We start from the raw sequence: 11,996 nt of genomic DNA, 5'->3' as shown, positions 1-11,996 counted from the left end.
AAGATTCCCCTGCCGCGCAAGCTGTTGGACAATGACCCCATGACGCCCCAGCCCTTGAGCACGCAGCCCTTGACCGCGAACGCGCCGCCGGCCCGGACCCTCACCCGGGAGAAGCTCCGCGCCTGGGCCTGGCACAAACAGGGCCTGGACGGCTCGCTGGCCGGCTGCACCTCGGAGCAGGTGTTTGCCCGGGCGGGCTGGGCCCGCTCCGTGGGCGGCGCCAATCCCTACCTCACGCTTTTCGCCCGCGCCGGCATCCGGCGTGAACAGGTGGACGCCGATGTCCTGGCGCACCGGATCCTGGAACTGCCGACCGCGCGCGGCTGCACCTACGTCCTTGGCCGGGACGACTTCGCCTGGGCCCTCAAGCTGGGCAAGGATGCCGGCGAGGCATTCCGGGTGCTCGGCAGGCTCGGGGTGGACCGCGGCGAGATCACGCTGCTGGAGGAGCAGGTGCTGCACGTGCTCGCCGAGGCCGCCGTCCCGCTGGACCCGCGGCAGCTCAAGGAGGAACTCGGCGAATCCGTACGGAACCTCGGCGAGGAAGGCAAAAAGAAAGGTGCAGCCACCACGCTGCCCACGGCCCTCGGCATCCTGCAGGCGCAGGGCCGGATCCGCCGCGTCCCGGCCAACGGGCGCCTGGACCAGCAGCGCTATGCTTACGAACTCTGGAACCTGCCGCCCAGCCCGCTCGACGACGACGAGGTCCGCGCCGAACTGATCCGCCGCTACCTGGGCTGGACCGGAGGGGCCACGTTCAAACAATCGCAGTGGTTCACGGCGTTCACCGTGGCCCAGAGCAAGGCGGCGCTGGCAGCGGCCGGCGCCGTGGAGGTTCCCACCGCCGCCGGGGACGTGCTGTGGATGCTGCCCGACGACGTCGAACGGCTCGGCGGATTCGAAGAACCGGCGGACGAACAGATCCAGCTGCTCGCCGGAACGGATTCCCTCGCGCTGTTGCGGCGCAATGCCGCCGAACTGCTGGCCGATGAGGACCAGCACACCCAGGCTCTGGGCTCGCTGGCGCTTCAGGCGGACCTGCCGGACCATCCCATCTTCGACCGGGGCCGGATCATCGGGCTGTGGCAGTACGATCCCGGCAAGGAACGGATCGTGCCCTGGCTGTTCCGCGCGCCCACGGACGCCGTGACCCGGCGGATCGCCGAAACCGAGGACTGGATCCGCGAGGACCTGGGCGACTTCCGCGCGTTCAGCCTCGACTCACCGGCTACCCGGCAGAAGCGGATCGACAACCTGGCGGCCGCAGCAGGCTCCGCCACCGGCAGGTAGCGCGGCCGGGACGCCGCTGGCATGGGAGACGCGATGGCGAAGGCTCAGGCGCCCCGGTGCCCGGCGAAGAAGTCCCGCAGCAGCACCGCGCATTCCTGCTCCCTGACCCCGCCGTACACTTCCACCCAGTGGTTGAGGCGGCGCTCGCGGAGAATGTCGAACACGGAGCCGGCGGCCCCTGCCTTCTCGTCCCATGCCCCGAACACCACGCGGGGAATCCGGGCCAGCACCACGGCCCCGGCGCACATGGCGCAGGGCTCCAGCGTCACCACCAGGGTGCAGTCCTCCAGCCGCCAGCCGTCACCGGACTTCCCGCCCTGGGCGCTGAGTTCCTGCAGCCGCGCGGCAGCCGCGCGGATGGCCACCATCTCAGCGTGCGCCGTCGGGTCCCCGAGCGCCTCCCGTTCGTTGCGTCCGCGGCCCAGCACAGTGCCGTCGGGGCCGATGACGACGGCGCCGATCGGCACGTCCGCCGTGGCCAGCGCGGCACGTGCCTCGCCCAGGGCAAGGCCCATCCACTCGGCATGGCGGGGCTCAGGGGAAGTCATGGCTCAATGATAGTTTCGAACACTAAGCAAGCTGTGCAGCACGGAGGAGGCAGGAGACGGACGTGACCACCAGGACTGAGAGCTGGCTGATGCGGCGCTGGGGCAAGTGGGTTGTGCCCTACGCCGCCCTGTGGGTCACGATGCTTGCGGGTGGCGTGCTGGTGGTTCTCCTGGCGGTGCTCAGCGCCGAAGTCTACGACAACGTGGTGGACGACGCCGGCCTGGCGAATCTGGACAAGCCAACCCTGGCGTTTATGGAACAGCTCCGCAGCCCTGGATTGGACTCCTTCGTTACAGGGTTCACCAACATCGGCGGAGGAATCGGCATGCCGATCCTGGCCAGTATCCTCACGGCGTGGCTCATCTGGGCCTCCCGGACCTGGCGGCCGCTGATCCTTATCGGCGCCGCCGCAGCTGTGTCCACCACGGCCACCACGCTGGGCAAGAAACTGATCGGCCGGAACCGCCCCGACCACGCGGACGCCGTGCCTCCCTACGAGGACTCGCCGTCGTTCCCCAGTGGACACACGCTCAACACCACGGTGGTGATCGGTCTCGTGGTGTACCTCGCCTGCCTGCAGGTGAAGCGCACAATTGCGCGGGTTGCCCTGATCGCTGCCGGTGTGGTTTTCGTGGCGGCAATGGGGATGAGTCGGGTCTTCCTGGGCCATCACTGGATGACCGATGTGATCTTCGGATGGCTGCTGGGGTTGGCCTGGGTGGCGATCGTGATCATGGCCCACAGATTCTTCCATGTGCTGCGGCACCGGGAACAGGCGGGTCCCGCGCCCACGTTCGACCACCCCGCGCACCTCAAAGACGGCGACGGGGTCACCGGCAGCGGCACCGGCAAAGAGGGCCAGTCCGGCGGTAAGGACGACGTCGGCGCCCGCGGTCCCACGGGCGGGCCACCGGCCGCTGGGTGATAGTTTTGACCCATGCGCACTTTCGTTGTGGACCACCCGCTGGTCGCCCATAAGCTCACCGTTCTGCGGGACAAGAACACCCCGTCCCCGGTCTTCCGCCAGCTCACCGAGGAACTGGTCACGCTCCTGGCGTACGAGGCCACCCGCGAAGTCCGCACCGAACCGGTCACCATCGAGACCCCGGTCAGCACCACGATCGGCACCGCTTTCACCAAGCCCACGCCGCTGGTGGTCCCCATCCTGCGTGCGGGACTCGGCATGCTCGAAGGCATGACCAAGCTGGTCCCCACCGCCGAGGTCGGCTTCCTGGGCATGGCCCGGGATGAAGAGACCCTGGACATCATCACGTATGCCGAGCGTCTCCCCGAGGACCTCACCGATCGCCAGATCTTTGTCCTGGACCCCATGCTCGCCACCGGCGGCACACTGCGTGAGGCCATCAAGTTCCTCTTCAAGCGCGGCGCCTCCGACGTCACCTGCATCTGCCTGCTGGCCGCTCCGGAAGGCCTCGCGAAGCTGGAAGAAGAGCTCTCGGACGCCAACGTGACGATCGTGCTCGCCTCCATCGACGAGAAGCTCAACGAGAAGTCCTACATCGTCCCGGGCCTGGGCGACGCCGGCGACCGCCTCTACGGGGTGGCCGGCTAACCAGCCACGGGGTTGGGTCCCGCCGCCGCGGCGGGTTCACGCACTTGGGGTTGCCCTACCGCAATTCGCTGTCCGGGACTAGCCTGTGCCCCATGGACTGGAAACTTGAGCTTGTCTTTGTCCCTGTGTCCGACGTGGACCGCGCCAAGGATTTTTACGTCAATAAGGTCGGTTTCAACGCCGACTACGACGAGCGGCCCATGGACGGCATCCGTTTCGTCCAGCTGACCCCGCCCGGTTCCGGCTGCTCGATCGCCATCGGCGAGGGGCTCAACGACGCTCCGCCCGGCACCGCCCCCAGCCTGCAGTTGGTGGTCAGCGACATTCAGGCCGCCCACCGGCAGCTCAAGGACAACGGCGTGGATGTCAGCGACGTCGATATCCAGGACTGGGGGCACTTCGTCTACTTCGCCGATCCCGACGGCAATAAATGGGCGGTGCAGTACCTGCCCAACCGTCCCAACGGCTAGACCCGCCCTAAGCCGAACGGTCCGGCCGGACGGCCCGGCGGTTCCGGCGGGCTGTCGCCGGCAGAGCTAAGGCCCCGGATCCAGTGGGATCCGGGGCCTCAGTTCAGTCCGACATTCTGGTGTTTAGTACCAGTTGTGGGCGTAGTGGAAGTTCAGGGCGCCACACGGTGAGCCGTAGCGGTCCTTGACGTACTTCAGGCCCCAGTTGATCTGGGTCCGGTAGTTGGTCCGGTAATCAGCGCCCGCGCTGGCCATCTTCTCGGCCGGTAGGGCCTGGGCCACGCCGTAGGCGCCGCTGCTCTTGTTGGTGGCCGTCGTCTTCCAGTCAGACTCCTTGGTCCAGAGCTTCGTGAGGCACTGCATTTGGTCTACAGCCCAGCCGTGGGATCCCAGCTGGCTGGCCGCGTAGGCCTGCGCGCCGGCCGGGTCGTCGATGGCAACGGGGGCGGGCGCCGGTGCCGGTGCCGGGGCAGCCGCCGGAGCGGGAGCGGGAGCCGGGGCAGCTGCCAGGGCCGGGGCAGCTGCCGGGGCCGGTGCTTCGGCAGGCTTGACTTCGGTGGACTGGGCCGCGGCGCCGCCGGTGGGGAAGGTGGTCTGGTTGTCGACCCGGACGCGCTCAAAATCGAGGTGCGTCAGGGCATCCGCAGTGGGGGCTGCTTCCGTGGACGTGCCCGCGGTGGCATTGCGGGCAGCCGTCTCGGAGGCATGCCCGGCAGCGCCGACCCCCACGAGCACCGCGCAGGCGGCGGCAACAACGGCCGCGCGGCGGCCGGTGGTGCCGAAGTTCTTGGCAAGCCGGGACAGGGCTGAAACGGGCTTGGCCGGTTCAGCGCGGTGGCGGGACACCTCGGAGCGGGTCTTCTTCGTAACGCCGTCAGGGCGCGTTTGTGGCTTGAATTCAGTCATGATCGCCTCTCAACGCCTGCGGAGTTAGCTGTCGGGTTCGGATGAGGTCATCCGGCCGCACGGAATCTCACGTGTCGGCTTCACCCCAAGGGTGCAAGATCTGCAAATGCCCGGGAACTCTGGGTCCCCCGCCTCTGCCTGGTGCAGCGGAATCCGGGAGGCGGCAGAGTTTGGCGTGCATCCGGATGTGCGGCGTCAGTGATGGCCACACTCTAAAAACCGTACAGGAGCAGCCTGCTTAAGTCACATTTAGGTAACGGAGGTCACGACGACGGTGTGGCGGCTTGCGCCGTCGGATGCTCCCCATGGACTGGGTTCGGCGCGGGCAGCCGCACCACAAACTCGGTCCGGCCGGGCGCCGACGTCACGCTGACCGTCCCCCCGTGAGCCTCAACAATCGACTGCACGATCGAGAGTCCCAGCCCGCTGGTTCCCTCGGCGGAAGTCGGCGAAGGGGTCCCTGCGGAAGCAGCGGCGGCGGACGGAGACCGGGGTGGGCGCAGCGGCAGGTGCGGCAAGGGCCGCCGGACGACGGCCGGCGTCGTCACCGGCACCGGATTCTTCCGGGAGGCATCCGCCCGGGTGAAGCGCGCAAAGACGCGGTCCAAAAACTCGGGGGCGATCCCGGGCCCGTTGTCGGTCACCGTCACCAGGGCACTCCCGTCCGGGGTGCGCCCTACGCCGGTCACCACGGTCGTTCCGGGCCCCGTGTGCTTGCGGGCGTTGGAGAGCAGATTGGCCAGCACCTGGTGGAGCTGGGTGGCGTCTCCGCGAACCACCACAGGCTCTTCGGGAAGCTCCAACTGCCAGACGCGGTCCGGGGCCATCACCTTCTCGTCGCTCACCGTCTCCACGGCCAGCTGGGTGAGGTCCACGTCGCTGAGCTTGAGCGGCTGGCCCTCATCCAGCCGGGCGAGCAGGAGCAGGTCCTCCACCAGGGTGGTCATCCGCTCGGACTGGCTCTGAACACGGGCCAGGGACTTCTGCCCGTCGGGGGTGAAATGCTCGGTCATCCGCATCAGCTCGGTGTAGCCGCGGATGGCGGTCAGCGGTGTGCGCAATTCATGCGAGGCATCCGCCACGAACTGGCGCACCTTCATCTCGCTCTCCTGCCGGGCTTCGAGGGCATTCGAGACGTTGTCCAGCATCAGGTTCAGGGCATGGCCAACGCTGCCCACCTCGGTTCCCGGATGGGCTGCCGACGCCGGAACCCGTACGGCAAGTCCCACTTCCCCGGCGTCGAGCGGAAGGCGCGAGACCTGCGTCGCCACCTCGGAGAGCTGATCCAGCGGCTTCATGGTCCGGCGGATGAGTGCCGTCCCGACCAGGCCGATCACTACGAGGCCCCCGGCGGACACGACCACGGTGGTCCAGACCAGGGAGGCCAGCGTGTTCTGCTTCTCCGCAAGTGGGAGTCCGGTCACCATCACGTCGCCGTTCTGGGCCTTCGCGGCCACCAGCCGGTAGGAACCGGCGGACAGGATCCGGTTGACCGGCTGGTCGCGGGGGGAGAGCTTCAGGAGGATCTCGTCGTCGTCGGCGGTGAGTGACCTGCGGGTGGCGTCCTCCGCGAGAAAACCGGCACTGCTGACCGACTCGTCCACGATCCTGGCGTTCAGGGTGCCGACCCCCTGGCCGCGTGCCTCAAGGGGATCGGAACGGCCGCCGGCGCGGCCAAAATCGCGGACACGGTCCGAGGCCTGTTGCAGCTGCGTGTCCAGTTGCCGGGTCAGGAAGAGGTCCATCGAGGCATAACTGACAAGTCCCACGGCTCCGCAGATCGCCACGAGCAGCGCCATGGCGACGAGGACAAGCCTGGTGCGCAGGTGCCACGTGGACGGGTCGCGCCACTTGATAGTGGAGCGGCTGGCAGTGCCGGAGGGTTCGGGCACGGATCAGTCCGCCGGCTTGAGGACGTAGCCGGCGCCCCGCACCGTGTGGATCATGGGCGGGTGGGTGGCGTCGACCTTCTTGCGGAGGTAAGAGATATAGAGCTCCACGATGTTGGCCTGCCCGCCGAAGTCGTAGTCCCAGACCCGGTCAAGGATCTGGGCTTTGCTCACGACTCGTTTTGGGTTCTCCATGAGATAGCGCAGCAGCTCGAACTGGGTTGCCGTGAGGTGGAGCTCTTCCCCTGCCCGCCGCACTTCCCGCGTATCGATGTTCAGGACGAGGTCTCCGACGACGAGTTCGGCGGTATCCATGGCGGCCACCCCGGAACGTTGGACCAGCCGGTGCAGCCGCAGGAGCACTTCCTCCATGCTGAACGGCTTGGTCACATAGTCGTCCCCGCCGGCAGCCAGCCCGGTGATGCGGTCCTGGACATCGTCCTTCGCCGTCAGGAACAGGGCCGGCACCTCCGGCGCGAAGGCGCGGATCCTGCCCAGCAGTTCAACGCCGTCGAACCCGGGAAGCATCACGTCAAGCACCAGCACGTCGGGCCGGAAGTCCTTGGCAAGCTTCATGGCCTCCGGGCCATCCGCCGCGACAGCAACCGACCAGCCCGCCATGCGCAGGCCCATGCTCATGAGCTCGGAGAGGCTGGGCTCATCGTCCACGACCAGGGCACGGATGGGGGAACCGTCCGGGTGTGTCAGCTGGGGGAGATTGTTGGTCATGGAGTGCGAAGTGGCCATGGGACTACTCTCCGATCTGCCGGTTTGGCGCGCCTTTGGGGATCCTGTGCGGCACCTGTGAATCCCAGCCTAGCGAGCTGGGCATCCCGGGAGCGCTGGTCCGGCCGCAATTTTCGAAATCCCGTGGTGACCACTCTGTGGGACGGCCGGCGGCTATTGATAAGCAGGCGAACTGTCTGTCCGGGTTGGCTTGCCGTGAACTATTTTGCGGATTGGCCTTGGTTGCACGAACAATATTCGGCCACAAGGGCTGCGGGGGCGCTCGATAACCAGAACGATTGTTATTTTATTGACCCGGCAGAATTGTGATCTGCGCGACAAATCAGCGTTTCGTCTCGCATGGTGGACATTCGGGTCCATTGTTACTTGCAAGTTTTCATTGTTACGTTGCACACTTCAATTGTGAACAAGAACTCAACAGCACCTGCAGTCGCAGTTTTTTGGATCAGCACACCCGCTGATACCGATAAGCGTTGTTGTCGAATGCACGCCTAACTTTTACACCCCGAAAGTTTCTAGGCATTCGCCCCCAGCCCAGCGTAGGGCGCCCCTCCCCAGATTTCATTGCGGGGAAAAGTAGCATTCGAGCCGCGATGACGGCCATTCACATTGAGGTAAGCAATCCATGTCAGTTGCATCCGGATACGTCCACATCTCCGTCCGTAACGCCGGCAAGGCCGGCCAGGCCTCCGGTATCCGCCAGGGCTTCGGCAGCCGCCCGTCCTTCGCCCCCGCCGGATCCGGCGCCAGCTTCCCCGCCCCGGGCTATGCACCCCAGGGATATAACCCCAACTCCTATGGGCAGCTCCGCGCTGTTCCGCCGGCGCCGGCCACGGCCCCGACACCCGTGATCGCCCCGGGTGACGGCAGCCACGTCCGTCCCGTCCCCAACGACAACGTCGCCCGCGGCTTCGTGCTCTACATGGGGATCGACGAGGAAACCGCGGCGGCCGCCGGGACTTCCATCGCCAAGCTTGCCCAGGAGATCCGGGCCTACGCCCAGTCCCTGGTGTCCGGCGCTGAAAGCTACGCCGCCGTCGCCGTCGCCCCGGCCAGCGCCCCGGGCTCCGCGCTCGACGTCGTCCGTTCCACGTTCGGTGACCCCACGGTGGGCGCCCGCCAGCGGTCCGAGTCGGCCCGCCTGCAGCAGCCGCAGGACCCGCGCCCCTCGGGTGTGCTGATTGACCTTGCCCGCCGTGAGGTGGCGCTCGACGGCGAATCCCTGAACCTCACGTTCAAGGAATTCGAACTCCTCAACTACCTCGTGGAGAACGGCACCCGCACCGTGGGCCGCGACGAGCTGCTCGAGGGCCTGTGGCGGAACGCCGAAGAGGTGCCCAACGAGCGCACCATCGACGTCCACATCCGCCGCCTGCGCTCCAAGCTCGGCCGCCTCGCCAACACCGTGCGTACGGTCCGCGGCCAGGGCTACCGCTTCTACGAGCACCCCGAAGTTGTAGTCTGGGCCGCTCCGGAATACTCGATCTAGCCTTAGTTCCATGCAAAGCGCCCGTCCCTCTTGGAGGGGCGGGCGCTTTCGCTTTCGCGGCACGATCCCTCGGCGCCTGCGCTCGCCGGTTCCCGCCGTCCCCCTAACCTCGCAAGTCCCCACCGGCTCCCAGCCTTCGCAAGCTCAGGCCGGGTCCCTCGCCGGTGTGGGCCCTCGGCCAGGGAACCCCGACGGCGGGGCTCACGCGACAACGGCGCTTTCGGGATGTGCCGCTACGCTTCAGCGCCCTTACTCGCCGGAACATGGTCTTGCACGGAACCGGCTGACGCGTATGTGCCTCCGCGGCTTTTGGGGTCGGGGGGACTCTGTTGTGTTTACCGGGTCCGGCGTAGTCTCGGACCGTTGGGCCGACTATTGGGAGGAAGACATGTCTGTTGCACGGATCACTACCCTGAGCGCGAACTCCAAGACCTCGTTTGATGCCGCCATTAAGGAGGGCGTCGACAGGGCCAACAAGACCTTGCGCAATGTCACGGGGGCGTGGGTGAAGGAACAGAAGGTCGAAATCAGCGACGGCGCTGTGGTTGCCTGGCACGTCGTGCTTGAGGTGACGTTTGTCCTTGAGGACTGAGCGGCCGCTGGCGGGATGCGCGCACCGGAATCAACCGCCGCACTAGGATTGAGCCATGAGCGCGCATCACATCAAACGGCTGGTGATCATGCGGCACGCCAAGTCCGACTGGCCCGGCGGCGTCGCGGATCATGAAAGGCCGCTCGAAGAGCGCGGCCACCGCGATGCCCCGCAGGCCGGAAAATGGCTGCTAAAGCACGGCGTGGTCCCCGACTTCATCCTCTGCTCCAGCGCTTTGCGCACGCGGCAGACGTGCACGTGGGTCTGCAGCGAACTCGGCGACAAGGCTCCGACGCCGAAACTCGAGGACGGGCTCTACGCCGCCTCAGCGAAGCGGATGCTGACGGTGATCAACCACGTTCCGGACACCGTGACCACCCTCATGGTGATCTCGCACATGCCCGGCGTGCAGGACCTCGCCATGCACCTTGCCTCCAGGGATTCCGACCACGACGCCTACATGGACGCCGCCACGCGGTACCCCACGAGCGCGCTGACGATCATGGAGACGGAAAAGACTTGGGCCGAACTGGACGGCCAGGACGCCAGGCTCACACAATTCAAGGTTCCCCGGGCCAAATAAGCTCCGCGGCACCGCTCCCGGAACGATTCCCGGATGCATAGTCACGCAGGCGATTCTGCGGTTTACTGATGCTGTCTACTCGTTGACTAATGGCGATCGGGAGAAAAGGCGGAATCATCGTGGATTCAGGACAGCTTATTGGAATCATCATCGGCGTCATTGTAGTGATCGCGATCGTCGTCGTAGTCACCATGGTCAGCCGCAAGCGCAAGGTGGAAGCGAACCGCAATAAGGCCGTTGAAATGCGGGAACAGGCCAAGACCGACGAGATCGGCGCAAGGGAGCGCGAGGCGAAGGCCGCCCGCGCCGAGGCCGACGCGAAGCAGGCGGAAGTCGAGGCCGAGCGCCTGCGGGAGGAAGCCCGCGAACGGCAGCAGGAAGCCGAACACGTGCGCGCCGGCGCCCAGGAACAGTTGCGGAAAGCGGACGAACTGGACCCCGACGTCGTCACCACCGAACGGGATGCCCAAACGCCCCGCGAAGCCTCCGGCAATGGAGAGCTTCGCCGCGACCGCGGCGACCGGAACCCTGCCTCAGCCGGCCAGGCGACCACCAATCCGGACGGCAGCCAGGTTTCCAACGAGCCGGCCCCCAATGACCCGGCTCATACCGAAAGGCCCCGCGAGGACAATCCCCGCAACCTCTGACCGTTCACGCTCCGACTAATCTTCGGCACGTGGGCCCGATACTGCGGCGGAGCAGGGCAGGAACCGGCATAGTGGCAGGGTGAACACCCGTCATTCCGCCCTCGCCCTGCTCGTCGCGGTGCTCTGGGGCCTCAACTTCGTCGCGATAGACCTCGGGCTGCATCCGGACGGAGCGGAGGTGCCGCCGCTGCTGTTCGTGGCGATGCGGTTCACCCTGGTGGTTGTCCCTTGTATCTTCTTCATCCGTAAGCCCGACGTGGGCTGGAAGGCTATCGTCGGCGTCGGGCTGTTGATGAGCGCCGGACAGTTCGGCCTGCTGTATCTGGCCATGGCGCTGGGCATGCCCGCGGGCCTGGCTTCGCTGGTCCTGCAGGCGCAGGTCCTGCTGACAGTGCTCCTGGCGGCCGGGTTCCTCGGCGAGCGGCCCAGCCGGCGGCAGTTTGCCGGCGTGGTGCTGGGAGTGGCCGGCCTCGCTGTTGTGGCCGTCGGGCGCAGCCTGGTCGCGCCGGTGCTTCCCCTGATGATCGTGCTCGCCGCGGCGCTGTCCTGGGCCGCCGGCAACATCGTCGCCCGCAAGGCGAAAGCGGCGTCCGGGCTGGGGCTCGTCGTGTGGTCAGGGGCCGTGGTGCCGCTGCCCCTGCTGGGCCTGTCTCTGCTGGTTGACGGGCCGGCCGCGGTGGCGCAGGCACTGGTGGAAGTCCAGCCGGTCACCGTGCTGAGCGCCCTCTATACGGCCATCTTCGGTTCCCTTGTGGGCTACGGCATCTGGAACCGGCTGCTGGGACTGTACCCGTCCTCCGCCGTCGTGCCGTTCACCCTGCTGGTGCCGGTGGTGGGGATGACAACGGCGTGGCTCGTCCTGGGCGAAGTGCCGACCCCCGCCGAGGTGACCGGCGGGCTGCTGCTGCTGGCCGGGGTGGCGACGGCGGTGCTGCGGCCATCGAGTATCCGCCCGTGGGACTTCCGGGCGCGGGATGGTCGATGGCGGGACCGCCGGCAGCGGGCTCAGCGGCGCGGCGACGTCCGCGGCGAGGGGCGCGCGGCTGACGTGCCGGGTGACTTGGCCGCAGCCGAACTCCGGGCGGAGGAAGCCGGGCGCTTGACGCCCGAGGACGCCGCTCGCGGGGCGGGAACCCGGGCCGACTGAGCCTTGGCCGGTTGCGCCGTCGTTCCCGTTGCCCTGACCGCACCGGATTTGGCGGGTCCCGCCTTGGCGGCGGGGCGTGCGGCCGCCCGGGGTGCTGCCGACTGTGCCGCGGAC

The 11,996-nt window shown here is 67.3% G+C and carries 13 protein-coding genes and 1 riboswitch; of the genes, 9 read left to right on the top strand and 4 right to left on the bottom strand.

Features of this window, described 5'->3' with window-relative positions:
• Positions 1–39: 39 nt before the first annotated feature.
• Positions 40–1,290, top strand: coding sequence for a DNA glycosylase AlkZ-like family protein (locus AB4Y67_RS09980; RefSeq protein WP_441405619.1), 1,251 nt, complete (start codon positions 40–42; stop codon positions 1,288–1,290).
• A 44-nt stretch (positions 1,291–1,334) separates the two neighbouring features.
• On the opposite strand, the gene AB4Y67_RS09975 is transcribed toward AB4Y67_RS09980, so the two are convergent.
• The gene (locus AB4Y67_RS09975) at positions 1,335–1,838 is read right to left on the bottom strand and encodes a nucleoside deaminase (protein WP_441405618.1); all 504 of its coding nucleotides are present in this window, start codon (positions 1,836–1,838) and stop codon (positions 1,335–1,337) included.
• Between the two features lie 62 nt (positions 1,839–1,900).
• On the opposite strand from AB4Y67_RS09975, the gene AB4Y67_RS09970 reads away from it, so the two are divergent.
• From AB4Y67_RS09970 to AB4Y67_RS09960, 3 genes are all read left to right on the top strand, one after another.
• Positions 1,901–2,764, top strand: coding sequence for a phosphatase PAP2 family protein (locus AB4Y67_RS09970; protein ID WP_441405617.1), 864 nt, complete (start codon positions 1,901–1,903; stop codon positions 2,762–2,764).
• Positions 2,765–2,776: 12 nt separating this feature from the next.
• Positions 2,777–3,412 (top strand): uracil phosphoribosyltransferase, encoded by a 636-nt coding sequence (upp, locus tag AB4Y67_RS09965; RefSeq protein WP_224048511.1) that lies wholly within the window; start codon positions 2,777–2,779, stop codon positions 3,410–3,412.
• Between the two features lie 92 nt (positions 3,413–3,504).
• Positions 3,505–3,882 (top strand): glyoxalase superfamily protein, encoded by a 378-nt coding sequence (locus AB4Y67_RS09960; protein WP_441405616.1) that lies wholly within the window; start codon positions 3,505–3,507, stop codon positions 3,880–3,882.
• 123 nt (positions 3,883–4,005) lie between these two features.
• Here AB4Y67_RS09960 and AB4Y67_RS09955 read toward each other — a convergent pair whose 3' ends face one another.
• The 3 genes from AB4Y67_RS09955 to AB4Y67_RS09945 all read right to left on the bottom strand — a co-directional run bounded on the left by AB4Y67_RS09955 (position 4,006) and on the right by AB4Y67_RS09945 (position 7,424).
• On the bottom strand, positions 4,006–4,788 hold the full coding sequence (locus AB4Y67_RS09955) for a hypothetical protein (protein ID WP_441405615.1): 783 nt from the start codon (positions 4,786–4,788) through the stop codon (positions 4,006–4,008).
• Positions 4,787–4,947: riboswitch (cyclic di-AMP (ydaO/yuaA leader) on the bottom strand. Its footprint overlaps the gene before it by 2 nt.
• 104 nt (positions 4,948–5,051) lie before the next feature.
• Complete coding sequence (locus AB4Y67_RS09950) at positions 5,052–6,680, bottom strand: ATP-binding protein (RefSeq protein WP_441405614.1); 1,629 nt, start codon at positions 6,678–6,680, stop codon at positions 5,052–5,054.
• A gap of 3 nt (positions 6,681–6,683) precedes the next feature.
• Positions 6,684–7,424, bottom strand: coding sequence for a response regulator transcription factor (locus tag AB4Y67_RS09945; protein WP_441405613.1), 741 nt, complete (start codon positions 7,422–7,424; stop codon positions 6,684–6,686).
• Positions 7,425–8,049: 625 nt separating this feature from the next.
• On the opposite strand from AB4Y67_RS09945, the gene AB4Y67_RS09940 reads away from it, so the two are divergent.
• The 5 genes from AB4Y67_RS09940 to AB4Y67_RS09920 all read left to right on the top strand — a co-directional run bounded on the left by AB4Y67_RS09940 (position 8,050) and on the right by AB4Y67_RS09920 (position 11,882).
• Positions 8,050–8,913, top strand: a complete 864-nt coding sequence (locus AB4Y67_RS09940; RefSeq protein WP_441405612.1) for a winged helix-turn-helix domain-containing protein — start codon at positions 8,050–8,052, stop codon at positions 8,911–8,913.
• A gap of 388 nt (positions 8,914–9,301) precedes the next feature.
• A complete protein-coding gene (locus AB4Y67_RS09935) occupies positions 9,302–9,505 on the top strand; it encodes a dodecin family protein (protein WP_230012628.1) in 204 nt (67 codons plus the stop codon).
• A 55-nt stretch (positions 9,506–9,560) separates the two neighbouring features.
• Positions 9,561–10,088, top strand: coding sequence for a SixA phosphatase family protein (locus AB4Y67_RS09930; RefSeq protein WP_441405611.1), 528 nt, complete (start codon positions 9,561–9,563; stop codon positions 10,086–10,088).
• A 119-nt stretch (positions 10,089–10,207) separates the two neighbouring features.
• Positions 10,208–10,735 (top strand): hypothetical protein, encoded by a 528-nt coding sequence (locus AB4Y67_RS09925; RefSeq protein WP_441405610.1) that lies wholly within the window; start codon positions 10,208–10,210, stop codon positions 10,733–10,735.
• 79 nt (positions 10,736–10,814) lie between these two features.
• The gene (locus AB4Y67_RS09920; RefSeq protein ID WP_441405609.1) at positions 10,815–11,882 is read left to right on the top strand and encodes an EamA family transporter; all 1,068 of its coding nucleotides are present in this window, start codon (positions 10,815–10,817) and stop codon (positions 11,880–11,882) included.
• The last annotated feature ends 114 nt before the right edge of the window (positions 11,883–11,996 follow it).

Origin of the sequence: Arthrobacter sp. YAF17 (assembly GCF_052113365.1) — a bacterium.
In the GTDB taxonomy this organism is placed as follows: domain Bacteria; phylum Actinomycetota; class Actinomycetes; order Actinomycetales; family Micrococcaceae; genus Arthrobacter.
This window is presented reverse-complemented; position numbering and strand designations above follow the sequence as displayed.

Bases quoted from the DNA above. Each gene is read 5' to 3' on its own strand.
- AB4Y67_RS09980 (WP_441405619.1), top strand. From the start codon at position 40: ATGACGCCCCAGCCCTTGAGCACGCAGCCCTTGACCGCGAACGCGCCG.
- AB4Y67_RS09975 (WP_441405618.1), bottom strand. From the start codon at position 1,838: ATGACTTCCCCTGAGCCCCGCCATGCCGAGTGGATGGGCCTTGCCCTG.
- upp (WP_224048511.1), top strand. From the start codon at position 2,777: ATGCGCACTTTCGTTGTGGACCACCCGCTGGTCGCCCATAAGCTCACC.
- AB4Y67_RS09960 (WP_441405616.1), top strand. From the start codon at position 3,505: ATGGACTGGAAACTTGAGCTTGTCTTTGTCCCTGTGTCCGACGTGGAC.
- AB4Y67_RS09955 (WP_441405615.1), bottom strand. From the start codon at position 4,788: ATGACTGAATTCAAGCCACAAACGCGCCCTGACGGCGTTACGAAGAAG.
- AB4Y67_RS09945 (WP_441405613.1), bottom strand. From the start codon at position 7,424: ATGGCCACTTCGCACTCCATGACCAACAATCTCCCCCAGCTGACACAC.
- AB4Y67_RS09940 (WP_441405612.1), top strand. From the start codon at position 8,050: ATGTCAGTTGCATCCGGATACGTCCACATCTCCGTCCGTAACGCCGGC.
- AB4Y67_RS09935 (WP_230012628.1), top strand. From the start codon at position 9,302: ATGTCTGTTGCACGGATCACTACCCTGAGCGCGAACTCCAAGACCTCG.
- AB4Y67_RS09930 (WP_441405611.1), top strand. From the start codon at position 9,561: ATGAGCGCGCATCACATCAAACGGCTGGTGATCATGCGGCACGCCAAG.